17 protein-coding genes are annotated in these 23063 nt (G+C 68.5%); 10 read left to right on the plus strand and 7 right to left on the minus strand.

The genetic code is table 11. From position 1 onward, the window contains the following. Positions 1 to 118: 118 nt before the first annotated feature. Positions 119 to 913: an alpha/beta fold hydrolase gene (locus tag ACZ69Q_RS35470; protein WP_471050161.1), complete on the minus strand. Its 795-nt coding sequence runs from the start codon at positions 911 to 913 to the stop codon at positions 119 to 121. 129 nt (positions 914 to 1042) lie between these two features. Next, entirely contained in the window at positions 1043 to 1942 is a 900-nt protein-coding gene (locus ACZ69Q_RS35475; protein ID WP_471050163.1) for an SDR family NAD(P)-dependent oxidoreductase, read from the minus strand. A gap of 370 nt (positions 1943 to 2312) precedes the next feature. On the opposite strand from ACZ69Q_RS35475, the gene ACZ69Q_RS35480 reads away from it, so the two are divergent. The 4 genes from ACZ69Q_RS35480 to ACZ69Q_RS35495 all read left to right on the plus strand — a co-directional run bounded on the left by ACZ69Q_RS35480 (position 2313) and on the right by ACZ69Q_RS35495 (position 6310). After that, a complete protein-coding gene (locus tag ACZ69Q_RS35480; RefSeq protein ID WP_471050165.1) occupies positions 2313 to 2741 on the plus strand; it encodes a hypothetical protein in 429 nt (142 codons plus the stop codon). Positions 2742 to 3210: 469 nt separating this feature from the next. Then, the gene (locus tag ACZ69Q_RS35485; RefSeq protein WP_471050168.1) at positions 3211 to 3945 is read left to right on the plus strand and encodes a translation initiation factor IF-2; all 735 of its coding nucleotides are present in this window, start codon (positions 3211 to 3213) and stop codon (positions 3943 to 3945) included. A gap of 244 nt (positions 3946 to 4189) precedes the next feature. Then, the gene (locus tag ACZ69Q_RS35490) at positions 4190 to 4747 is read left to right on the plus strand and encodes a YcxB family protein (RefSeq protein ID WP_471050170.1); all 558 of its coding nucleotides are present in this window, start codon (positions 4190 to 4192) and stop codon (positions 4745 to 4747) included. A 426-nt stretch (positions 4748 to 5173) separates the two neighbouring features. Continuing rightward, complete coding sequence (locus tag ACZ69Q_RS35495) at positions 5174 to 6310, plus strand: PQQ-dependent sugar dehydrogenase (RefSeq protein ID WP_471050172.1); 1137 nt, start codon at positions 5174 to 5176, stop codon at positions 6308 to 6310. 138 nt (positions 6311 to 6448) lie between these two features. Here the strand turns inward: ACZ69Q_RS35495 and ACZ69Q_RS35500 are convergent, their stop codons facing one another. Continuing rightward, positions 6449 to 6919 (minus strand): RICIN domain-containing protein, encoded by a 471-nt coding sequence (locus tag ACZ69Q_RS35500; protein ID WP_471050174.1) that lies wholly within the window; start codon positions 6917 to 6919, stop codon positions 6449 to 6451. Positions 6920 to 7235: 316 nt separating this feature from the next. On the opposite strand from ACZ69Q_RS35500, the gene fxsT reads away from it, so the two are divergent. After that, complete coding sequence (fxsT, locus tag ACZ69Q_RS35505) at positions 7236 to 9419, plus strand: FxSxx-COOH system tetratricopeptide repeat protein (RefSeq protein WP_471050176.1); 2184 nt, start codon at positions 7236 to 7238, stop codon at positions 9417 to 9419. A gap of 378 nt (positions 9420 to 9797) precedes the next feature. On the opposite strand, the gene ACZ69Q_RS35510 is transcribed toward fxsT, so the two are convergent. The 3 genes from ACZ69Q_RS35510 to ACZ69Q_RS35520 form a co-directional block, all read right to left on the minus strand. Beyond that, positions 9798 to 10442, minus strand: a complete 645-nt coding sequence (locus tag ACZ69Q_RS35510) for a GAP family protein (protein WP_471050178.1) — start codon at positions 10440 to 10442, stop codon at positions 9798 to 9800. Positions 10443 to 10975: 533 nt separating this feature from the next. Beyond that, entirely contained in the window at positions 10976 to 12724 is a 1749-nt protein-coding gene (locus ACZ69Q_RS35515; protein WP_471050180.1) for an FUSC family protein, read from the minus strand. 250 nt (positions 12725 to 12974) lie between these two features. Then, positions 12975 to 15764, minus strand: a complete 2790-nt coding sequence (locus tag ACZ69Q_RS35520) for a helix-turn-helix transcriptional regulator (RefSeq protein ID WP_471050182.1) — start codon at positions 15762 to 15764, stop codon at positions 12975 to 12977. A gap of 180 nt (positions 15765 to 15944) precedes the next feature. Between ACZ69Q_RS35520 and ACZ69Q_RS35525 the strand changes: the two genes are divergently transcribed. The 4 genes from ACZ69Q_RS35525 (at position 15945) to ACZ69Q_RS35540 (ending at position 20117) form a co-directional block, all read left to right on the plus strand. After that, on the plus strand, positions 15945 to 16859 hold the full coding sequence (locus ACZ69Q_RS35525) for an MBL fold metallo-hydrolase (RefSeq protein WP_471050185.1): 915 nt from the start codon (positions 15945 to 15947) through the stop codon (positions 16857 to 16859). Positions 16860 to 16881: 22 nt separating this feature from the next. Next, a complete protein-coding gene (locus ACZ69Q_RS35530) occupies positions 16882 to 18414 on the plus strand; it encodes a carboxylesterase/lipase family protein (RefSeq protein ID WP_471050188.1) in 1533 nt (510 codons plus the stop codon). Between the two features lie 45 nt (positions 18415 to 18459). Further along, positions 18460 to 18843 (plus strand): RidA family protein, encoded by a 384-nt coding sequence (locus ACZ69Q_RS35535; RefSeq protein ID WP_471050191.1) that lies wholly within the window; start codon positions 18460 to 18462, stop codon positions 18841 to 18843. Between the two features lie 506 nt (positions 18844 to 19349). Next, entirely contained in the window at positions 19350 to 20117 is a 768-nt protein-coding gene (locus ACZ69Q_RS35540; RefSeq protein WP_471050301.1) for a transposase, read from the plus strand. 34 nt (positions 20118 to 20151) lie between these two features. Here the strand turns inward: ACZ69Q_RS35540 and ACZ69Q_RS35545 are convergent, their stop codons facing one another. Further along, positions 20152 to 21267: a DUF2235 domain-containing protein gene (locus ACZ69Q_RS35545; protein ID WP_471050194.1), complete on the minus strand. Its 1116-nt coding sequence runs from the start codon at positions 21265 to 21267 to the stop codon at positions 20152 to 20154. An 841-nt stretch (positions 21268 to 22108) separates the two neighbouring features. Between ACZ69Q_RS35545 and ACZ69Q_RS35550 the strand changes: the two genes are divergently transcribed. Further along, on the plus strand, positions 22109 to 22951 hold the full coding sequence (locus ACZ69Q_RS35550; protein WP_471050196.1) for a dienelactone hydrolase family protein: 843 nt from the start codon (positions 22109 to 22111) through the stop codon (positions 22949 to 22951). Positions 22952 to 23063 lie beyond the last annotated feature (112 nt).

Raw genomic sequence — 23063 nt, forward strand, 5'->3', positions numbered from 1 at the left:
TCTACGTTCTTGTGTCTGGGTACGAGGTTCTTTCTTTAGGAAGGGTGGGGGGGGGGGGGGGGGTTTCTTGGGGGGGGGGGGGGGGGGGGCCGCCCCCCCCCCCCCCCCACCCCGGCTGTCAGGACCGGTCCCGCTCGCGGCCGAGGAAGCCGGTGATGAGCTCCAGCCACTGGTCCGGCTGCTCCAGGAAGGGCAGGTGTCCGGTGGCGAGTTCGGCGGTCCGCGCACCGGGGATGGCCGTGGCCAGCTCGCGCTGGAGGGCGGCTGGTATCAGCGCGTCGCCGGTGGTCACGACGACGAGGGTCGGGACGGTGATCGCGGCGAGGTCGGCGCGGACATCGATGCGGCGGACCAGGTCCACCTGGGCACTGGTGCCGGCCGGGAGAGCCGAGGCGGTCTGTTCGGCGGCTGCGCGCACTTGGTCGGGGGTGAGCGAGTTCAGCACCGGTGCGCTCAAAGCCAGGTGGCTCAGGTACTGGGCGAGCAGGAGGTGCTGCCCCGATGCGTAGAGCTGGTGCCAGATCGCGGCGGCCAGGTCGGTGCGGGTGTCGAGGCCGGCGAAGGTCGCGCTCAGCACCAGTGAGGTGACCCGGTGCGGGTGGCGGACGGCGGCTCGGATCGCGACCGGGCCGCCGAGCGAGTACCCGCAGAGAGCGAACGTGCGGAGTCCTTCGGCGTCCGCCGCGGCGATCAACTGGTCCGCCAGGGTGTCGAGCTCCAGGGGCGTGGGAGTGGTGGGGGTCTGCCCGGAGCCCGGGTAGTCGACCCCGACGACGGTGTGCTCGGCGGCGAGCCCTTCGATGATCGGTCCAAAGTTGGCGTCGATGCCACCGCCCGCGCCGTGGGCGAGCAGGAGGCCTGGGCCGGAGCCACGGACGGTTCGGGCGTAGCTGGTTGGGGCTGTGGCGGTCATGGTCGATTCCTCACGTGACGAGCCCTGCGAACGGGCAGGTGGACGACTGCGGTCCGGGGACATGGCGACAAGCGGTGGCGAGAATGAGCCGGTGTCGGCTCTGGCCGGCCGGTGTTCACCGGCGGTCGCTCAGTCGCCGGCAGAGGCAGACAGGGGAGCGTGGGCTTCGCTGAGCCGGCGTACGGCCTGGGCGAGGCGGTGGTCGGTTGCGGCGCGGAAGGCGGCGACGGGATGCGCCTGGGGGCCGATGACGAGGCCGGTGCGGCCGGCCAGCGACTCATCGGTGGCGGCGGCAATCGAGGGCTTGGCCGCCACGGACGCCGGGGCGGACGTGGAGCGTTCGAACCTGCGGCGGACCAGCGGCCACAGCAGCCGCAGGGCAGGAGAGACGATCTTCGGGTCGGTCAGGGTGCCGTTGGTCATGTCGGTCGCGGCGCCTCCGGGGTCGGCGGCGAAGACTGAGACGCCCGTGCCGTCCAGCCGGTCGGCCAGGTCGAGGGTGTAGGCCAGGTTGGCGAGCTTGGCGCGTCCGTACCAGTGGAAGCCGTAGTAGCCGCCGGGCGGTTCGACGTCGTCGAACACCCCCTTCGCGACGCCGACGGCGCCCGAGGTCACGTTCACGATCCTGCTGGGCGATCCGGCCGTCAGTGTGGGCAGCAGCAGTTCCGTCAGCAGGTAGGGCGAGAGATGGTTCACGACGAACGACGCCTCGACCCCGTTCAGGACCTGTCGCTCGGCGAACATCGCCCCGACGTTGTTGACCAGCACTGTCAGCGGTTCCCCCGAGGCGGCGTGTTCGGCGGCCGTGCCGTCGGCGAGTGCGCGCACCTGGTCGAGCGAGGAGAGGTCCGCTGCCAGGAACCGGCCGGGGCGTGCGGGGTTCGTCGCCTTGATCCGCTCAACCGCCCTGGCTCCCCGTTCGGCGTCGCGTCCGACCACCGTGACTGCGAATCCCGCGGCTGCCAATCCCAGCGCTGTCTCGAGGCCAATGCCGCCCGTTCCGGCCGTGACCACCGCTGTTTTCGTCATGAGTTCCTCCGCCCGACAAGCAATCGGATGATGTATCCGTTTAGCTGGGACAGTAACATGCAACCGGATGGGCTATCCGGTTATGGGTTCGGTGGCAGATCGCGCCGATCGCAGTGACCCGGCAGCCGGTTGAGGCGAGGCAGCGGTGATCCGGCGAACTGCGTGACGTTCACCTGGCGAATGAGCCACCGTCCACACGAGCAGGCTCGGTCTACGACGGGCTGCGTACGCGCAACCTGGAGTGCTTCGTGGCCCTCGGGCGAACGAGTTCGGTCAGGCGATTCTGTCGGTGTGCCGGTGGGCGGCGCCCTGGCTCAGGTGGTTGTGGTCGAACATGTTTGCTCTCGGAGGGATTGGCAACTCGACGCCCATGAGCGCATCGAACAACGACACCGGTCAAGATTCCGTACCCGCGAAGGCGGCGGCGTCCAAGGCCCGTCGCACCACGTCGCGCGCGACTGCTCCGGCGTCGAAGGCGGCGGACAAGGCTGCCGACAAGGCCGGTGATGCGGCGTCGACCGCCGCTGGCGCCGCCGACCGCACGGCTGAGGCGACCGCCTCGGTCGCTCATACGGCAGCCCAGCGCGTCGAGGCCGGTCGCCTGGCGGTCGTCTCCGCCTCGGGGCAGGCTGCCGCGTTCGCCAAGTCGGCCTGGACGCTCATCGCCAGCCGCAAGGTCCTCACCGCGGGCGTGGGGGCGGGGCTTACCGCGCTGAGCGCGATGTCGTACGCGGCCGGTCGGCGTTCAAGTCGGCGCACGCTGGGTCCGATCACCCGCATGACCGGTGGCCGGATCTGACACACGAGGCAGCTCCCTCCACAGCAGGGGCAGGCAGGCCAACACGTTAGGGCGGCGGCGACATCGCAGTGACCGGAAGGCTGCTCGGCGTCGCCGCCGCCCTACTGCATTGGTGCTGACAGGCGACTACGAGGGCGACTGGGGCGGAGTTCCGGGTGAGCCGGATTCTGGCAGTGATTCCCGGTACCCCGCCGACGGTCGACGACGCCCTCGGGTGGGCCCGAGCGCAGCGGCGGGCGGCGCGGCTCTCGTGCACTCGCTCCTCCGTCACGGCGTAATCAAGTGAGCGGTTGGGCCGAAGCTTTGACGCCGTCCTCCAACGACTGCGCCACCGCACGCTGTACGTCCGCCGCGGAACCTCACAGGGTGCGCCCATGTCTGATCGCCGCACCGGCTGAGTACGATCACCTACGTCGGTCTGAGTACGCGAGCGGTCGCCCGCCGCGCGCGGCGCCGGAAGGGTGGACGCATGCGCCGACTGCTGCTGTTCGCCCCCCTGTTGCTGTTCATCGCCGGCTGCGGGGCGGTGCCGTCCTCCGAGGACGAGGCGACGGACTCGGCACGGGAGGTGGCCAGGAATGCGGGCCAGCGACTCTACAGCCAGCGCCCGCGCACGGCGGAGGAGGTCGGGCGCTCTGCTTCCGGCATCGACGGGGTGGAGCTGCTGCGGGTGACCGGTACCTCGACACACGACGGGGACGGCATCGACGTGGTCGTCCGCACGTCCGGCTCCGCGTACAACGGATGGCTCGACCCTGAAGAGGTCACCGTGCGGCGCTGTTTCGCGGTGCGGGTGTCACCCAAGTCGGACTGGGGGGAGGATCCGCGTGACGTGGACTGCCCGGATGGCCCTCCGCTGACCTTCCCCCCGCTTCCGGAACCGCCCCGGCTGCCGTACGAGGAGCTCCGCGCGAAACTTCCCAGGGTGCCGCAGGGCGGCCGGGCGGACGAGGCCGAGGTGCGCCGTACGCTCACTGCTCTGGACCTGGACCCGGCGATCCGTACCGAGGTGAAGGCGGACGACGGCCGGGTCGGCGTTCTCCTGTCTGCTAAGGGCAACGGCTTCGACCCGCAGGACTGCCTTCTCGCCCGAGTGGGCCCCGGCGCCACCGAGGTGTGGGTGCCGTCCCGGATGCAGCGGATGCCCGGAGAGGGCGGCTGCACCGTCGGGAACGCCCTGGACCCGATGCCGGCACCGCACTGAACTGGGTGCCCGGCTCCGGCGAGAAGCCGCCCGCAACTTCCCCGCCGCCTCCGCGATGTCGCCAATCGCCTCTACCGCCCCCAGAAGCGGATCTGTCCGGCACGTGCCGAGGCGTGATCTGGGCAGGGTCGGCATGGGCTGGTTGTGCGGCGTGCTTGGGCGATGGCTGTTTCGCCGTAGTGGCCGTGCGCCCTGGTACTGGGGGGCCGGTAGGATCCGCGGGTTGTCTCATCGGGGAGGGACCATGGCCGAGGGCCGCGAAAGCACCGACAACAGTACGCAAGGCGCCGCTGATGTCGTGGACGAGACGGCGGTGCAGTTGGTGTATCGCCCGCAGCCCGCTGACACGTTGGTGGGTCTGCGGACCCGGCAGCGGATCAAGCGGTGGGGGCTGGTGCTGCGGACGGTGTTCCTCGCACTGTGGGTGGGCCAGTGGCTGCTGGGCACGATAAGCCGGGGCAGCGTCGATGTGGTTTCTACAGTTCTGTTCGTGCTCGTCGTGGTGCTCGTCGGCGGTTATCCGCGGTTGCAGGCTGCCCAGGTGCAGCGCATCGTCGGATGGCAGGGGGAGTACCGCACTGTCGTGTCCGCGGCCGGTATGACCACCAGCAGTGACCACAGCACGCTCATCCAGAAGTGGTCGGTCCTGCAGGGCTACCGGGAGACGCGTGGCCATTTCGTCTTGCTGAGCCGGGACCCCAATATCTTGTGCCTTGAGGTCCTGCCGAAGCACGGGCTGAGCACGGCCGATGACGTCGACCGCCTGCGTGCCCTCCTGGACCAGTACTCCACCCGCGTCTGACGTACGCGCTGGAAGTGGCTTCGGCGGCGAGGTGTTCGCCATTCATGGTGGTGCAGTTGGCTTCGATGAACGCCTGTAGTTATCGCCGTTGTTCGCTGTGGGCGAGGGGTAGTGCCTGGGGTCTCGGTGGTGAGGTGTTGGCCGTCGCTGAGGTGGGGGACTCGACCGACTCCGCGGCAAGGGTCGGGCCACTGGCGGCGATCCGGCCGATCTGCCGGTAGGCGTCCCTGCCTTGGCTGATTCGCGACTTCTCGTTTAGCTGGTCTATACCAAGCGGCCGTGCCCCCAGTATCCTCATCCGTAGCCGGCCAATAGCACACAGCTCTCTCCCCCCACCCGCACCAGGTTGCGTGTTGGCGCCAGCGGCACCGCACGACGAGCCTCGGCTGCCGCGCGACCTGATTCACCGCCTCCAGGAGGAACACGGTGAGAGTTCGCACCAGAAGCTCGGCGATCATCGGCACGATCTGTCTCGTCGCTTCCCTCGCGCTGACCGCGGCGTCGGCCGACGAGCCGGCCGCCGCACCGCAGGCGGCCAAGGTCACCCTCAAGAACGTGGCCACGGCCCAGAATCCGACCGCCGGCGCTGCCGGTCCCGGAGGCAAGCTCTGGATCGCCGAACGCCCGGGGACCGTAAGGACCCTGGACGACAAGGGGCTCAGCAAGCCCGTCCTCGACATATCCGCCGAGACAACCACCGACGGCGAACGCGGGCTGCTGGGCATCGCGTTCGACAAGAGGTTCGCGCACTTCTACATCTCGTTCACCAACCTCGAAGGCACCAGCACCGTGGACGAGTTCGCCGTACGGCACGGCAAAATCCAGCCGCACACCCGGCGTACGGTCCTCACCCAGACGCAGCCCTATCCGAACCACAACGGCGGCGACATCAAGATCGGCCCCGACGGCTATCTCTACATCGCGCTCGGTGACGGAGGCTCGGGCGGAGACCCGCACGGCAACGGACAGAACCTCGACACGCTGCTCGGAAAGCTCCTGCGGATCGACCCGAGGGGCGGCAAGCCGTACGCGATCCCGCCGGACAACCCGTTCGTGAACGACCCGAACGCGAGGGACGAAATCTGGGCGTACGGGCTGCGCAACCCGTGGCGGTTCTCCTTCGACGCCGGCACGGGCGACCTGTTGATCGGTGACGTCGGCCAGAACGACTGGGAGGAGATCGACTGGGCCCCGGCAAGCAGCAAGGGCGGAGAGAACTACGGCTGGGCCCAGATGGAGGGCACCCATCCCTTCCGTGGCGGCACGGAACCCGCGAACCACGTACCGCCGGTCCACGAGTACGACCGCAGCAACTTCGGCTGCTCGGTGACCGGCGGATACGTCTACCGGGGCAAGGCAATCCCGGACCTCAAGGGCCAGTATGTGTACAGCGACTACTGCGACGGCACCGTGCGCTCCCTGCAGTTGAAGAACGGCAAGGTGACCGCCGTGAACGACCTCGGAGTCAACGGCGGCGAGGTCATCTCCTTCGCACAGGGCGGCAATGGCGAACTGTACGTGCTCGCCATTGGCGGCAGCGTCTTCCGCATCGACCCGGCATAACGGCCAACAGAAACGGAACGCGGTGGCCAGGTCCTCGTCGCCCCGCGTTACCGACGAGCGGCAAGGACACCGGTGTCTTCCGGGAGGGCGGGCCGCCAGAGGCGACGGCCCGCCGTCCTCATGCGGCCGGCCGACGCATCACACCGGGTCGATCACCCAGCGGGACGCCGTGCCGATGGTGGGCTGGAAGACGACCTGGGCCCCGACCGTTCCGTTCGCGTCCAAGTACTTGCCGCTCTGGGTGTGCCTGATGGACTTCGCAGTGCCGGACGTGGTCGTCCACTTCTGATACGCGCCACCGTTGCACGGGAAGGTGTAGACATCCGCGCCGTTTCCGTCGAGGCAGTGGCCTGACGCGGGGTTCCTGAAGATGCCGCCGGTGATCTGCCACACCTGCTTCGCGCTGCGGTCACACTTGCCGAGGACGAGGTTTCCCTTGCCTCCCGAGACGTTCACCTGGAGGCAGGAGTTGCTGCTGTTGCCGTTGATCACCTGGTAGTTCACCGGCGCCGCCTGCGCCGAGGTTGCGCCGCCGACCAGCAGCGTCGAGCCGAACGCGATCGCCGCGCCCGCACCGGCGAGTCGAATGAGGCTTCCCTTGAATTCCATGATTGATCCCCTCGAGTTCAGATTATGGGCGTGCCGCCTGTGGCGCCGCCCGGTCATTGAGGTCCCTGCTGCGGCACCCGTGCCGCCGTATACGTTGAGGGGTGGCACCGCTCGGGTGCTGAGGTCTCGGAGGAGTCCGGATCCGCTGGGCGTCCCCGCTGGTTGAGCTACATTTCTGGATTCCGAAGTCCGGACGATTCCGGAGAGCGTGACGGGGGAAGCGGCGTATATGAGGGGACCGAGCTCGCCACAGAGCTGGTTTGTCCACCGGTTGCAGCGGTTGCGCACGTCCTCGGGGTCACCCACCCAGGCGCAGTTGCTGGCCTACGACGAGAACAAGGTCCTCACTCGGTCGTCGCTGTCGGACCTGCTGGCAGGCAAGTTCACAAAGCCGCCCCCGTGGGAGCGGGTCGCCGCTTACGTGACCGCGTGCGTCCGCGCCGCGCACGCCGGTCAGATCGACCTCTCCCCGGAGGAAGAACTCGCGCGACTGCGGGGTGACCATGCCACGCTCACCGACCTGTTCGAGACCACTGTCAGGGAGGTCCGCGCACCGGCGGCGCGGCCGTCGGGCTCGCGGCCCCGTCCGGCGTCCTATCGGCTGCCGCCGCGCAACATCAACTTCACCGGCCGCGAGGCCACATTGCGGGAGTTACGGGAGCGCCTCACCTCGGGCAACGCCGGTGCGATGCAGGTTCTGCACGGGCTCGGTGGTGTCGGCAAGACGCAGCTTGCGATCGAGTACGCCCACCTGTACCGGTCGAGGTACCGGTTCGTGGCGTTCGTAGACGCAGAGGATCCCGATCTGGTGGCGTCGCAGTTCGCGTCGCTTGCCAGGGAGTTGGGACTGGCGGAAGTGAGCTCCGAGCAGGTCATCCCACGGGTGTACGGCGAATTACTGGACCGCGGGCCCTGGCTGATCATCTTCGACAACGGGGAGAGACCTGGCCCGCTCGCGGACGCGCTGCCGTCGGGCGACCTGGACAGCAACGGCCACGTCATCGTCACGACCAGGTTGCGCGGCTGGTCGAGCAGAGCCGGCGTCATCGACCTGGACGTGTTCACCAGGCGCGAGGCGGTGGAACTGCTGGCCCGGCGGGTGTGCGGCATGACCACAGTGGCGGCGGACCGGATCGCCGAGCACCTGGGGGACCTGCCGCTGGCGCTGGAGCAGGCTGCCGGGTACATGGACTACAACCAGACTGAGCCTGAGGAGTACCTGGCTCTGTTGACGTCGCGGCTGGAGGACATGATCGCGCTGGGCGAGCTGGCGGACCGGCCGACGGTAGTGGTCGCGACCCTGTGGCAACTCGGCCTGCGCAGGCTGGAGATCGCGCAGCCGCAAGCGAAGCGGCTGCTGGAGCTGTGTGCCCTCCTGGCACCGGAGCCGATCCCGCTGGACGTGTTCAGCGGTAGCACGGAGACGCTGATTGCTGCCGCGGCCGACCCGGTCGCGTGGGACACGACGGTCGGTGCTCTGGCCGGCCTGGGGTTCGCGAGGCGCGGATCCTCCTCTCTGGTGCTGCACCGGCTGGTGCAGGCCGCCATCCGCGCCGCGATGCCGGACGACGTGCGCACCGACGCTCGGGTGCGACTGTGCCGGGCGCTGCTCGAGGCGGTGCCACACGACATCCACGGTGACCCGGATGCGCGATCGCGATGGCAGGAACTGCTGCCGCACGCGCTCCTGGTGACCAAGAACGATCCGCCGACCGAGTGCGCCGCGGAGACGGCGACGCTGCTGAGGCTGGCGTCGGCGTTCCTTCTTTCCATCGGGGACCATTCGGTGGCACTGCCCCTGTGTGAGCGTGCCTTCGCGATCGATGAATCGCTCGAACAGAGGGATGCGGAAATCGGCTTCGACCTCATCACCTTGGCGCAGATCCACCGGGACCGCGGCGCGCCTGAGCAAGCGCGCCCGCTGGCGGAACGTGCTCTGCGCCTGCACGAGTCCTGTCTGCCGGCGGATAGCCCCGCCATCGCAACGGACTTGGCGACCCTGGCGCGAATCCGACACCTGCTCGGTGATCACGAGGCGGCGGTGGCATTGGCCGAGCGGGCGCTGCGGATCGACGAGGTGGCGTACGGGCCGGACGACCCGTACGTCAGCTTCGACTTGATAGCCCTGGCGAGTGTCCACCTCGACCTGGACGACCACGCCGTGGCCGTGCCGCTGATCTCTCGTGCGCTACGGATCCGCGAGGCCAGTTACGCGCCGGACCACCTGTACATCGGGTACGCCCTGCTGCTCAAGGCCCGAGCCGTGCACGCGTTGAACGACCCAGCCGCAGCGAACCTCGCGCGCAGGGGAGCGCTGATCCTGAACACCCGGCTGGGCAAGACCCACCCCAAAACCGAGGACGCCTTCGCCCTGGTCAACCGTTTACTGCAGCGCGACAGTTGCTGCCAAGGGCACGGCGAGGTGGTTGCGGCAGGGAACCTGACGGCGACGACGCGCGTGGCGGTGCACGTACCGCACGACGACGAGAGGAATTGGTGACCACGTTCACCCGGCGCGGCCCTGATCACTGACAAGCCCACTTCCGGGGCTGCGTCCATGCCGCTTCCGTCTGCGCAGGGCGTGCTGTGACGCGCGTCGGTTGTTGAGGCGGCCGAGGGCTGTGCTCCTCCACCGCCGGCCGGACACAGCCGGCCTCGGCCCGGCTCGCGCGTCGTCGCGTAGCGGATCCCGGCCCATGGGCTTTCCACTGCGATTGAACCGCCGTGTTCGTCCGGCCCTCGGTGTTGCGAAAGACGCCACGTGGTCCCCCGTACGGTGAATCCCTCGCCCGTGACTCCGGTCGGTTCCCTCTTGTGGGTGGGGGTGTCAGCATCACCGGGGACGCGTGTCGGGGTGGTGCCACCGGAGCCGTCGGTGTCAGGAGACCAGCTCGGCGATGCTCCGGGCCGTCAGCAACAGGCCGACGAGCAGGGAGAGCGTGACGATCAGTTGCTCCTGGTGCTGCTCCATCGAGCTCCGCAGGGCGTTCAACCGGGCGTGCGCGGCTGCGGGTGCCCAGACCACGTACATCTCCATGACGATAAGGCTGAGTGTGGCCAGCAGGCAGTAGCCGGTCAGTGCGAGCCAGTCGGCGAGGGTGGAGAGGTTGGCGTCGACGGCGGTCGCGGCGCCGGCGCCGACGAGTGCCCAGGGCTGCAGCACCCATGCCAGGCCGGCTGCCGTGAACGTGGAGGCGTGGTCGATCCGGGTGGTCCAGCGTGGCGGGCTGTGCGGGCGGGGTGGTCGGTGGTGCCGGTATGCGCCGTACAGCATCAGTGCCAGGCCGATGGCGAGTTTCGCATCGATCACGGCGGTCGAGGGCGCGCTGTGACGGGCGGGGGGCTGACCGCCGGTCAGCAGCACCACGCAGGCGATCACCACAATCAGGTTGGCCAGCCACGACAACAGAAATGCCAGGCCCAGGCGAACGCCGCGCTGCGAGGAGAGCAGCAGGATGAAGGCGCTGTTGTGCAATGGCCCCAGTGTGATGGCCGTACCGATCATGATCAGGTCGAGGACCATCGGATCAGATGCTCCCGGGTGTAAGGGCCGTCTGCCACCTGTGGACGAGAGGACCGGCCGACCAATTGGGCCGGTGCTGCCGCGGTTCCCGCCTCTGCGGGCGGCGGCACGGCCAGCCGGTTCCATGCTCGTCCATCCAGAAGACGTCGACCATCGCCGGGTGTACCGGGCGTTCCTCCGGGAAATTTTCGGATCTCATCGGGAAGGAACTTCCGGGAATCCATTCCATCCCGCGGGCCGGCGCCGCGAATGGGCACTGGGCGGTCGTCGTCATGACAACGACGGTGCACCAATTCGATCGGACTGATCTGGCGACACGCCCAGGTGACAGTTTCCTCGTCGCCGCCAATAGGTTCTGCACCGGCGCGGCGTCGGCCGCCGACACGGCCGAGTCCTCTAGGGCGGCAGCAATTCGGCGAGGTCTTGGTCGGCTTTGGTGCGGATCGGTTCGCAAAATCCTGAGCCGCGGCGCACCGGAACCCGTATGCGACTTCCCGGACAGGGAGGGATACGCGCACGGGTTGCGGCTGCTGTCAGATGTCAGGCCGGGTGGTGTACGGGCAGGGTGTACAGGGCTGCGGGAACAAGGTGCCTTGGCTCGTGTGATCCCGCCGAGCTGTTGACGAGAGTTGAGACGCGGGCAGCGCTGCTGCGTCTCGTACACGTCCTGTTTCGATGGCCAGGTTTCGCGCGTGGAAGGACGTGGCCTCTGCGCGTTCGAGAACCCGGCGGACTCGGGCGCGCTCGGCGCGGTGGGGATTGAGCGGATGGACCAGGGGGCGGCAGGCCGTGAGGAAGGCCTCGAGTGCCTGATCAAGATCATGCGCATCGAGTGCGGGTATTGGTGTGCCGACGTGCGGCGTGCAGCCCGCGAGGTGGTCGAGAATGAACAGCAGCTCCTTCAGGCGTATTTCGGCGACTGTGCGGACGGTCGTGGGGGCGACCAGTGCGGCTGCGAGAATTCCGCACCCGGCTCCGAGAATGGTCTCCTGGATGCGCAGGGTGAGCAGTTCTGGAGAGAGCGTGTGCAGGATTGCGAGCACCATGCTGAGCGAGCCGGTGATGAAGAATGTCACCGCCCAGTAGCTGCCGGGAGGGGTGTAGAACATCCCGAAGATGCAGGCGAGAAGGAAGGCCAGGGTCAAGGATGTGCGCCCGTCGGCGAGGACCGCGAGGCCGTATCCGAACGGCACGCCGGCGACGGTGCCGATCAGCCGCCGGGCGCTTTGCAGCAGGACGTCCCCGGTGTGCTCGGCGTTGATGAAGACGACCCATGCCGTGGCCACGGCCCAGTACCACAGGTCAGGGGAGAGGAGATGCCCGCCGGGTACCGCGAGCGCGGCCGCAGCGCTCACCTGGAACGCCTGCCGCGTCGTATGCCGCCACGGGCCTGAAGGCCGTGCTGCTCTTGGACGGAACTCCACCAGGTCGCCCTCTGCTCGATCCGTCAGGGCCACGGTCTCCCTGAGCGTGTTGGCGGAAGGCGCCGTCGAATCCTCCGATGCGCGAATCGCAAGTATTCCGAGGTGCCGCGCAGTCGCGTCCGCACGTGCAGTCCGCTCCAGCTCCGCCGTCGTGTCGCGGAGCAGCCCGGCCGGAGCCTGGTCGAGGAATTCCTGAAGCAGCAGCGCGCAGGCGTGCAGACGGTCGAGGCGTCGTTCGACTCTGCGGGCGCTGGCCCCGCCGTCTGAGAGTAGATCCGACGTGGCTTGCTGTGCCTCGCGAAGCCGTCTGGTGAATGCCGCCCTCAGGCGCCTGAGGATTCCGTAGGAGGTCGTGGGCACCAGACAGAGGCGAGTGATGGCACATGACGCGAAGGCGAGGGCCAACGCGACAGTCAGTTGGGGGAGTTGGTGGGACTGGATCCCGGCGAACTGGGACAGGAAGTAGGCCATGAAGGCGAAGATCCCGAGGCCCAGGCCCGGTCGTCCGAAGCGGCGCGCATAGACGGCCGTGAAGATCAACAGCAGGAAGGCCAGATGGGATGCGAAGGGGAAAGGTGCCAGCAGGCCGCCGGCTGACAGGGCGGCAAGGGTCACAGGAGCCCCGGCGAGCAGGGTGCGGAACTGCTGTCGGGGGTGCAGGTCGCTGATCGCCAACGAGATGACCACCGTTGTGAAGCCGCCGGTCAGGAGCACGACAGCGGACTGATCCAGTGCCGTCAGCGCGACGAGGGTGAGAGTGAGGTCGAGCACGGCACGCAGCCCTGCGGTCAGACGTAGCAGACCCGGGTCGGCTGCGGCAAATCGCTCCCATAGCGACGCCGTCTTCGCAGCCACCATGGATTTCCGGTCCTTCGTCGTGGTCAGCCGTCCCCGTACGGCCACGACGAGCGGGGCCGCAAGCAGCCCGGGAGCGTTGGCCTGGGGCCTGCCTCTCGCAAGGCCTCCGGGAGCAATTGGGGGCCTCGGGATAGCGGGGCGAAGGGGGCCGCCTGGCGGGTTACTGCTGCCTCGCCCTGGTGGCCAGTCTGGTCCGGTGCGATGGCGGGCGGTATGCGTCAGGTGACTGCTTCCGTGGCCGGGGTGCCTTTTACTCCTGGTGGCCGGCCGTAGCGAGGCTGCCCTCGATGAGGTCGCGCAGTTGGGATCGGGCGGTGATGCCCAGTTTCGGGAAGCTGCGGTAGAGGTGCGAGCTGACCGTGCGCGGGGAGAGGAAGAGCTTTTCGCCGATCTCTCGGTTGGTCAGCCCGCGGGCGGCGAACCGGATGATCTGCTGCTGTTGCGGGGAAAGTTCGGCGAGCGCGTCGGAGGCCGCATCTGTGACGTTGAGGCCGGCGGCGCGCGATTCGGCCCGGGCGCGCTCGATCCACGGGCGTGCGCCCAGGCGCCGGAAGGCCTCCAAGGCCTCTGCGAATGGCGCCCGCGCCTCTGCGATGCGCCGACGGCGCCGCAGCCACTCGGCGAGGTCGAGCAGACTCTGTGCCCGTTCGAAGGGCCAGTTCTCCAGTACCGGATCTGCCAGCGCCGCCCGGAAGTGCGGCTCGGCGTCCTCGGGGTCCGCCAGCAGGCCACGGGCTCGGCTGATCAGCGCACGCAGGCGGGGGGAAGCGTCGTCCCCGAGCGCGCTGGCGGAACGCTCGATGATCGAGACGGCCTCCGCACGGCGGCCACAGCGCACAGCGGCGGCGGCCAGATCCGCGAGGGCAGGGTAGGAAGCGTGATAGTGCACGGGCGCGCCATCTGCCGTGAAGACCAGGCGGAGTTGGTCGTACGCGTTCTCGTAGGCGCCTTCCGCGGCTGCCGCGGCGCCGAGCGCACGACGGGCATAGACGGAGACCGAGCGGCTTTCCAGCGGATCGATCAGCGTGAGCGCATCCTCGGCCCGGGCGCGGGCCGCGGCAGCGTCACCCTGGAAGGCGAGCACGACTGCGTCCACGGCGGCCGCACAGGCCACGGCGTGATCGAGGCCGGCCGCCCGGCCGACCGCGGTGGTGCGGGCGCAGGCCTGACGGGCCTGTTCCCACCGTCCTCGTTCCACGTAGGCCCAGGCGACTGCGCCGCCCAGGCCCTCGGGCAGCGGTCCCTGCAGCTCCCAGCGGTCGAAGGCCTCGTCGAAGGCGCGGACGGCCTGCGGGGTCTCGTCCAGGAGCCACGCCATGATCCCGACGGTGGTGAGCTGCTCCGGCCGAGCTTGCGCCTCGGCGACCAACGGCCGGAGCAGGGAAACAAGGCCGGCTCGGTCGTCGAAGGGGTTCGATACGGCCCTCACCCAGGTGCGCAGGCCCGCGTGTGAGGCGTCCTCGGGAAGGCTCCGCAGGATGTCCTGGATGCGGCGGTGCTGGGTGTCCTCGCCGCAGTAGAAGCGGACCACGGCGGCGCCGGCCACCAGGTCCAGCGCGGTGGCGGGCTGGGAGAGAGCCAACTGCCCGGCGGCGTCGGTCAGTCGGGAGAAGACCGCGGTGTGGCGTCCGGTCAGGACCGCCAGTCGTCCGGCCTGCACGGTGGCGGAGGCCAACAGCGCCTCGTCATCCGTGCGCGCGCCTGCCGCCGTGACCAGTTCCTCGACCCAGGCGATGTCTCCGGTGAACACGGCCGCTGAAGCGGCTTCGACGAGCAGCCGGGCGCTGTCCTCGCGCCGCGGTGCGAGTTCCGCGGCGCGCTGCAGGGCCTTGGCCGCCGCCGCGTGGCCGCCGCGCCGGCGCGCCCGGGTGGCGGTCCGCTCCAGGTCCGCCGACACGGCCGCGTCGGGGCCCGGGCAGGCGGCGGCCAGATGCCAGGCACGCCGGTCCGGTTCGTCCCGCAGTATCTCGGCGAGCGTGAGGTGAGCCTCGCGCTGCGCGACCAAGGACGCCGCGTGATAGACGGCAGACCGGACCAGTGGGTGGCGGAACCGGAGGTCCCGGCCGGCGCGCCGGACCAGCCCGGCCTGCTCGGCGGGCAGCCAGGCCGCGTCCTCGGCGCCCGGCAGCCCCGCCGTGTCGACGATCGCGGAGTCGGCACTGTCCATGGCGGCCAGGAGCAGCAGCGCCCGCGCGGTGGGGGAGGGGAGGCTGTTCAGGCGGGCGCCGAAAATGCGCTCCAGGCGATCGGTGAGCGGAAGTGGACCCGCGGACGTGAGCGCCGCAGCCATGTCGTCGTCGGAGGCTGCCCTCGTCAGTTCCACCAGAGCCAGCGGGTTGCCGCCTGCCTGGTCGAGGATCCGCGTCCTGGCTCGGCCGGTGGGGCGGTTCGGCTGCAGATCCAGCAGCCGATCGGCCTCAGGGCTGTCGAGCGGTCCCAGGGTGAGCGTGGGCACATGACGGTCGAATCCCGGAAGGTGATCGCCGCCACGGGCTCCGATCAGCATCGTGACCGGTTCACCTTCCAGCCGTCTGGCCGCGAAGGACAGCGCATCCAGGGAAGCACGGTCGAACCACTGAGCGTCGTCCAGTACCACGAGCACGGCATGGTGGTCGCCCAGGGCAGACAGGATGCTCAGGACGGCCACTCCGATCAGCATGAGATCAGGTCCCGATGCGGCCGACCCAATGCCGAAGGCGTCCTGCAGCGCAGCGCGCTGCCTCCCCGGCAGTGCGTCCACCTCGGCCAGTACCGGCCGCAGCAACTGATGCAGTGCGGAGAACGCCAGACTCGACTCCGACTCGCTCCCCTCGGCACGCAGTACGCGAGCGCCGCCGGCCTCAGCCCGGCGCACGGCACGATCCAGCAGTGCGCTCTTCCCCGTGCCCATGTCACCGACCAGCATCAGCACCGGATCGGCCGAGGCCGAGTCCACCGCCCGAAAGAGGCGTGCCAATTCCTCGTCCCGGCCGACGATGAGCTCCCCCGGATCCGGCTCCGGTGTCGTGACCGAACCGAGGTCGCCTGTGTGCTCGTCCACGCAGTCTCCAGGAATTGTTGCTCTTCGAACGGGAGCCGCTCTGCCTTGGCCACCCAGGCTACAAGCGGCCGAGCCTGCCGGCCGGGCCAGCGCGCAGGTGCAGTCACGTGACGGATACCGGGCGCGCCGAGGCCTCTCGTACGGTTCCAGTGAAATCCTCCGCATTCCCAAGGATGTCTCATGGAACAAATCAAGCTGGGCAACGTCTCCATCACCCGGATATGGGAATACTTCGGCCCTGTCGAAATGACGCCCGACACCTTTTTCCCGGAAAGCCCGAAGGAAGTGTGGGACGACGGTGCACCCTGGCTGACCCCGCATTTCCTGGATTCCGAGACCAACGTCGTGAATTCCGCGATCCAGACCTGGCTGCTGCGCAGCGAGGGTCAGACCATCCTCGTCGATACCGGGGTCGGCAATCACAAGGATCGCCCGTACGCACCGGTCTGGAACCGCCTCGAAACAGGCTTCCTGGCCAATCTCGCCCGGGCTGGCGTCGAGCCCGAGGACGTGGACATCGTGATCAACACACATCTCCACATCGATCACGTCGGCTGGAACACCTACCTGAACGGCCGGCAATGGGTGCCCACCTTCCCCAACGCCACCTACCTGATGCCGAAGGACGACTTCGACTTCTGGAATCCCGAGAACGGCCACAAACCGCTGCTCGGCCGCGGCAACCAGAACGTCTTCGAGGACAGCGTGGCCCCGGTGCACCAGGCCGGCCAGACACTGCTGTGGGAGAACAGCCACCAGATCGACGCCGACCTGCGCCTGGACGCGGCTCCCGGACACACCCCCGGCTCCTCCGTACTGACTCTCACCTCGGGGACGGACCGCGCGGTGTTCGTCGGCGACATGCTGCACAGCCCCGTGCAGATCCTCGAACCGGACGCCAACAGTTGCTTCTGCGAGGACCCCGCACAAGCCCGCGCCACCCGCCGCAGGGTGCTGGGCTGGGCGGCCGACAACAACGCACTCGTGATCCCCGCACACCTGGGCGGCCACGGCGCCGCCGAAGTGGCACGCGAGGGAAGCAAGTTCGCCATCAAGAGCTGGGCCCCCTTCGCCCCGTACACCGAGCAGGCCTGAGGCCTGCGGAAAGACACGAGACATGAACCACCACCCCGACCCCGTCGTGACCACGGTCCAGGGAGCAGTCCGAGGCCTGCGCCAGGGCGACACCACCGCTTTCCTCAACATCCCCTACGCCGCCCCGCCCCGCGGCGCCGGCCGGTTCGCCCCGCCGCAGCCGCACGAGCCGTGGGACGGCGTACGGGACGCCACCATCCCGGGGCCCAACGCGCCGCAGTCGGAACGCAAGCTCGGCAGCGTGGACATGGCCCCCTACTTCGGCACGGGTTGGAGCCGCGGCGAGGACTACCTCACCGCCAACGTCTGGACGCCCGCCGCCGCGAACGGCGACCTGCCCGGCAACGTCTGGACGCCTGCCGCCGCGGACGGTGGCCTGCCCGTCATGGTGTTCGTCCACGGCGGCGGATTCGTCGCCGGATCGACGCGGTCCGCCATGTACGACGGCTCCGCCTTCGCCCGCGACGGCATCGTTCTCGTCACCCTCAACTACCGGCTCGGTATCGCCGGGTTCCTCGACATCCCCGGCGCGCCTGCCAACCGCGGCCTGCTCGACGTCGTCGCCGCGCTGCGCTGGGTACGGGAGAACATCGCCGCCTTCGGCGGTGACCCGAACAACGTCACCCTCTTCGGCCAGTCGGCCGGAGCGACCATCGTCGGCGGCGTCCTCGCCACCCCCGAGGCCGCCGGCCTCTTCCGCCGCGCGATCGTCCAGAGCGGCAGTGGCCTGGGCGCGTTCACCACCGAGCAGGCCGCCCGCGTCACCCGGGCCGCGGCCGAGGCCCTGAACATCGCCCCCCACGTCGACGCCTTCGCGGACATCTCCGACGAGCGCCTGGTCGACGCCGCCTCCCGGCTCGCGGGCATCGACCTGCAGACCGAGACCCACGGCGACCCGCTGATCGGACTCAGCCCCTTCAGCCTCGTCCACGACACACAGCCAGCCGAGTCCGTTGCTGCCGGCCTGAGCGCCGACGTCGACCTGCTCGTCGGCACCAACACCGAAGAGGGCAACCTCTACCTGGTCCCGGTGGGCAAGTACGCCACCTCGACCGCCGCCGACGTCGACGAGGCCGCGGCGCGCTCGCACCCGGATCCGGCGCAGCTCGTCGAGACCTACCGCAAGTCCCGCCCCGAGGCGTCCTTCGCGGAACTGCGCTCCGCCATCATGGCCGACGCACTGTTCGGCGCGGGCAGCCGCGCCCTGGCCGGCGCCCACGCCGCCCACCCGAAGTCCGCCACCTACGCCTACGAGTTCGCCTGGCGCTCCCAGGCCCTGGACGGAGAACTCGGCGCCACCCACGCGGTCGAGCTGCCCTTCGTCTTCGACCTCGCGGACCGGCCCGAGCTGAACGGCCCCGCCGCCCTGCTCGGCCCCGACAAGCCCCCCGCGGACCTCGCCGCCCGCGTACACGAGACCTGGGTTCGCTTCGCCAGGACCGGCGACCCCGGCTGGGACCCGTACGACACCGAGCGCCGGGCCACCATGCACATCGACGCCGAGTGGACCCAGACCGACGACCCCCGCAGCCAGGAACGACAGGCCTGGAGCTGACCCCGCACCTGTGTCTTTCCTGCTCACCCTCTTTCAAGGAACACCATGACCAGAACCGTCATCACCACCGAGAACGCACCCTCCCTGCCGGCTCCGCTGTCCCAGGGCATCCGCAAGGGCCCCGTCCTGCAGGTGTCCGGGCAGCTCCCCTTCGACCCGGACACCGGCGAAGTCGTCGGCACCACGGTCGCCGAGCAGACCACCCAGACCCTGCGCAACGTCACCGCCGTACTCAAGGCGGGCGGCGCGAGTCTGGAGGACGTCGTGATGCTGCGCGTGTACCTCACCGATCCGGCCCACCTGGCCGAGATGAACGAGGCGTACGCAGCGGCCGTCGGCGAGCCCTTCCCCGCCCGCACCACCATCTACATGCAGCTTCCGCCGGGACTGCTCGTGGAGGTCGACGCCCTGGCGGTGCTGGACGAATGATCAGGATGGCCGGTCATCTGACGAGGGCGTGCACCGCACTGGGGGTTCCGCCGACGCAACTGCTCGACGCCCTGCGCGCCCTGACCGGACGACCGGTACCTCCCCGCACGCCTCATCCCGTGCGTCGCATCCACGAGATGGTGCTCGTTCAGGGGTTTCGGAGTCGACGCCGAAACCCCTGAACTGGACTGCCGACGACAGCGGAAGGTATGCCACCGCCGTGATCGACGGGGCGATGTATGACGTACTGGTCCAGGGGTTGTCGGCGCGAGATGGCCGGCGGCCCGGCGCCGACCTACCGCGCCGCGGACGCCGAGCTATCCGACCGTTACGCCGGGAGCTGTGCCCAGCGGCGAGCCAGACTGGAGAAGTGCGTCACGGCCGTCCGGTCGAGAGGGCAACGGGTGCTGCTGGGTCCGGAGGTGTTCCAGCCGTGTCGGCGGGCGCTGGTTCTGCGTCTAGAGGTTGTCCCGTAACCGATGTGGCGGTTGATGCGTTGGCTGGGCATGGGTGGGGTGATCTCAGCGGTTGATCCGAAATGGATCGAGCCGTTCTCCGGGCTGACCGAGGTGCAGTTCGCCAGGCTGGTGGCGTTGGTACGGCGTCGTGGCGGCGACGTTCAGCGGGGCCGGCCTTGGCGACTGCCGTTGGAGGACCGGGTGTTGCTGGTGGCGACGTACTGGCGAACCAATCTCACGTTGCGGCAGGTGGCACCGCTGTTCGGGGTCTCGAAGTCTGCGGCCGACCGCATCCTCGATCACCTCGCACCGCTGCTGGCCATCTCCCCGGCCCGCCGGCCGCCCAAGGACACCGTCTACATCGTCGACGGCACCCTGGTGCCCACCCGCGACCGGAGCATCGCCGCCTCCAGCAAGAACTACCGGTACTCGACCAACCTGCAGGTCGTCATCGACGCCAACAGCCGCCTGGTCGTGGCGATCGGCCTCCCGCTGCCCGGCAGTCGCAACGACTGCCGGGCATTCACCGAGTCCGGTGTCGACCGGGCCTGCCGCGAGGCCCCGGTCATCGCCGACGGCGGCTACCAGGGCACCGGCCTTCTCATCCCGCACCGCAGACGACGTGGCCAGACGCACCTCAGCCCGCAGCAGGAGGCGGAGAACACGGTCCATCGCCGGGCCCGAGCCCGCGTGGAACACGCCCTGTCCAGGCTGAAGAACTGGAAGATCCTGCGCGACTGCCGCCTCAAGGGCAACGGCGTTCACCAGGCCATGCTCGGCATCGCCCGGCTACACAACCTGGCCCTCACCCGATAACTCACACCCCATACGGGACAACCTCTGGGATCAGCTAGCTCACCATTTCGATGCATTGCTCCGAATTGTCGAGATATTCAATGAGTTCCATCGGGGAGTAGTACATGTCAGTGTCGTGGCGTTGCTTGGCTGTCTCTGAGAGGCATTCGCGCCCGTCGGGTTGGTTGTCCTCGTTCACGGCCGCTCCGATAGGTCGTGGAACCGGATCGGCCAGTCGGTACAGGCCCGTTCGCGAGTCATGCAGTACGCCCATGGCGTCGGGGTTGAGATTGAAATCGCTGGTCTCGCTGAATGCCGTGTCGTTGAACTGCAGCCCATGTGCCTCGGCTTGTTGCACCATCCAGAGCAGGGCTATGTCGGAGAGACCGGTTTCTGCATAGCCGCCCCCGATGTCGCAGTGGACCCCTGTGAACCACACCTGCTTGAGTGTCTGTTCGTTTGCCTGGCCGTTGTTGTCACTCTGATCAAGTTCGGGACCCGTATAGGCCGCGCCGGGCTGCTGGTGCCACAGTGTCGGACGGAACGGCGAGCGCTGCTCGTCGATGGCGAGCGCCTGATATGCCCCCTTCACCCAGCTGCTCAACGTGGTGTCGTGGAACGCCCAGCGCCGATTGACCATGTTGGCGCCTGCGGCGAGCCACCCCGGCTCGGGCACCGGGATGCCGAGGGATCCGACGGTGTCCCATACTCCGATGAATCGGATCCCCGTCTCATGCGCGTACGTCCGCCTGAACAAGGTGGATGCTGTGTCTGTCGGCTTCTCTGTCCGGCTGCGGTACAGGGCCCAGGCTTCCTTGATCCGGTCCGCATATGCCTGGTGCAGGATGCCGGAGTTGCGCACCAGACCGGCCAAGCTGCGGGCGGTGAATGCGCCCCGGCTGAACCCGAAGAGGTACAGATGGTCTCCAGGCTCGTAGTTGTGGACCAGGAAGCGGTAGGCGTCGAGGATGTTGCGGGACAGCCCCACACCGAACGCGCCGCCCCGCAGACGCTCCCACCGGCCAGTTCCGACACCGCTGTGGTAGTACACACGCTGCTCAATGTCGGCATACTGCGGGATGGACAGGGCGATCTTGGTGACGTTCGTCTTGTTGGGCTGGTCGGCGAAATTCCACGTGCCGTCGCAGCAGACGATCAGACGCTTGGCCATGAGATCCCTCCTGCAAGGAGAAGATTCAGCCCACACATCGCGGAGTACATCGCCGCACAACCCGTTGAGAGGCGAGGCGACTTGATACCGTGACGAGAGAAGCTTGCTCGAGCCGTCACAGCACAGATGAGGGGCCTCAACCCCGCTGATCTAATGGTCTCACTGCCGCACTGGCCTCGCCACTCACCGCGGCATGCGCCTCTCACGGCAGTGTCGGGAGGGCTATCTTTTCCTTGGTTCCCTTCGCCTTTGATAGCAGCGTCAACTGCTGCTGCCGCACAGCGGATCTGAACGCACCGCGTGGATGAGCGCCGCCGTATCGACCGCCAGTCACGCCCGTTGGCTCGGCTCTACGCCCGAAGTGCTACGCCTCTCGGTCTCAGAGGGCCCCGAATTGGTCGGGCTGCGATCAGTCCGTCAGCCCCCGCAGTTCTCGCGTCAGCTCCTTTTGCGGTAGGGCGCGGCTCGCTGCACGTTTGGAAGGTGAGGCGCGCGAAAGGCGACGAGGACGGCGAGTGCCATGCTGGAAACGGATCGAGCACACGAGGAATGCAATCGGCAGAGCGCACGCAGCGCGGCACCACGCCGAAGCAGCGATGCCCAGGGTCAGCGCCGCAATCGAGGCCTGCCGCAGCCCTGAGGATGGACGCGGTGGTGTAGTGGCCGGCATGGCTGCCGTCGTCCTGCTGGGGGCGAGGCCTGGAGCAAGCGGACCGACACGGCTGTGAAGAACGCATCCGACGGAATGCCCCACACCAACAAGCGCCTCGTTCACCTCGGAGTCGCCACTCGAAGCAGACCTTGCGCGTCCTTCTGGCGAACCTGACGGAAGGGAGAGGTCATGACCAGCAAAGCCCCTACCTCAGACCTGGCCGGTTGGCGGGAGAAGTCGTTCCCATTCGGTAGCCGCACATACAACTATTACGAAAAGGGGGAAGGCGCTCGGGGCGTGGTCCTTCTTCCTGAACTCCCCGGCATTACCCCGGAAGTACTGGGACTCGGCCAGTACCTGGTATCGACCGAGTGCTTCACCGTCGCAATCCCGTCGCTGTTCGGGGAGCCGGGCAAATCCGCCTCTCGCGCCCGGACAATCGCTTCTTTGGCTCGTGTATGTGTCTCGGCCGAATTTTGTGCCTTCGCCACGAACGCCGACCGACCCGTAGCCAACTTCATCCGGGCCCTCGCCGGCGATCTGGCTACCCGCACCAGGGCTGCGGGTGTCGGCGTCATCGGCCTCTGCTTCACCGGCGGGTTCGCTCTGGCTGCTGCCACAGATGACGCTGTTCTGGCTGCTGTCCTCAGTCAGCCGTCTGTCCCACTGCCGCTCACTGCTGCCCAACGAGCTGACGCGGGTGCGTCCGAAGGCGAGGTGCAGCGCGCCTACGAGCGTGCCCAAGATGACGGCCTCTGCCTTCTGGGCCTGCGTTTCAGTGAGGACCGCAAGGCCCCACGAGAGCGTTTCGCGACCCTGAGCGCCCGATTCGGGCCCGCCTTCCGGGTGATCCCACTCAATTCCGACCCCCGGCAACAGCGGTGGTTCAAACGCGGAGCCCACGCAGTTCTCACCCATGAAGTCCGCGACATCCCGGGCCATCCCGCTCTCGAAGCTCGATCAGAAGTCGTGGCCTTTCTCCTGGAGCAACTTCAGGACTCCGACAACCCCCCACCGACGGAAGCACTATGACAATGCTGGTGCTGCGGATGCCCTTGCGTGGCGGGGGCTTGGATCCGTGTCGCTGGTTTGGGGTGTGGTGTGTGCGTGGCTGGTTAGGGGGTTCGGTGTTGGATGCCTGGCC

It is taken from the genome of Streptomyces sp. NPDC036764 (genome assembly GCF_055609385.1).

Excerpts from the sequence above, each read along its gene's own strand:
- ACZ69Q_RS35470 (WP_471050161.1), bottom strand. The coding sequence starts at position 913 with ATGACCGCCACAGCCCCAACCAGCTACGCCCGAACCGTCCGTGGCTCC.
- ACZ69Q_RS35475 (WP_471050163.1), bottom strand. The coding sequence starts at position 1,942 with ATGACGAAAACAGCGGTGGTCACGGCCGGAACGGGCGGCATTGGCCTC.
- ACZ69Q_RS35480 (WP_471050165.1), top strand. The coding sequence starts at position 2,313 with ATGAGCGCATCGAACAACGACACCGGTCAAGATTCCGTACCCGCGAAG.
- ACZ69Q_RS35485 (WP_471050168.1), top strand. The coding sequence starts at position 3,211 with ATGCGCCGACTGCTGCTGTTCGCCCCCCTGTTGCTGTTCATCGCCGGC.
- ACZ69Q_RS35490 (WP_471050170.1), top strand. The coding sequence starts at position 4,190 with ATGGCCGAGGGCCGCGAAAGCACCGACAACAGTACGCAAGGCGCCGCT.
- ACZ69Q_RS35500 (WP_471050174.1), bottom strand. The coding sequence starts at position 6,919 with ATGGAATTCAAGGGAAGCCTCATTCGACTCGCCGGTGCGGGCGCGGCG.
- ACZ69Q_RS35510 (WP_471050178.1), bottom strand. The coding sequence starts at position 10,442 with ATGGTCCTCGACCTGATCATGATCGGTACGGCCATCACACTGGGGCCA.
- ACZ69Q_RS35515 (WP_471050180.1), bottom strand. The coding sequence starts at position 12,724 with ATGGTGGCTGCGAAGACGGCGTCGCTATGGGAGCGATTTGCCGCAGCC.
- ACZ69Q_RS35525 (WP_471050185.1), top strand. The coding sequence starts at position 15,945 with ATGGAACAAATCAAGCTGGGCAACGTCTCCATCACCCGGATATGGGAA.
- ACZ69Q_RS35530 (WP_471050188.1), top strand. The coding sequence starts at position 16,882 with ATGAACCACCACCCCGACCCCGTCGTGACCACGGTCCAGGGAGCAGTC.
- ACZ69Q_RS35535 (WP_471050191.1), top strand. The coding sequence starts at position 18,460 with ATGACCAGAACCGTCATCACCACCGAGAACGCACCCTCCCTGCCGGCT.
- ACZ69Q_RS35540 (WP_471050301.1), top strand. The coding sequence starts at position 19,350 with ATGGGTGGGGTGATCTCAGCGGTTGATCCGAAATGGATCGAGCCGTTC.
- ACZ69Q_RS35545 (WP_471050194.1), bottom strand. The coding sequence starts at position 21,267 with ATGGCCAAGCGTCTGATCGTCTGCTGCGACGGCACGTGGAATTTCGCC.
- ACZ69Q_RS35550 (WP_471050196.1), top strand. The coding sequence starts at position 22,109 with ATGACCAGCAAAGCCCCTACCTCAGACCTGGCCGGTTGGCGGGAGAAG.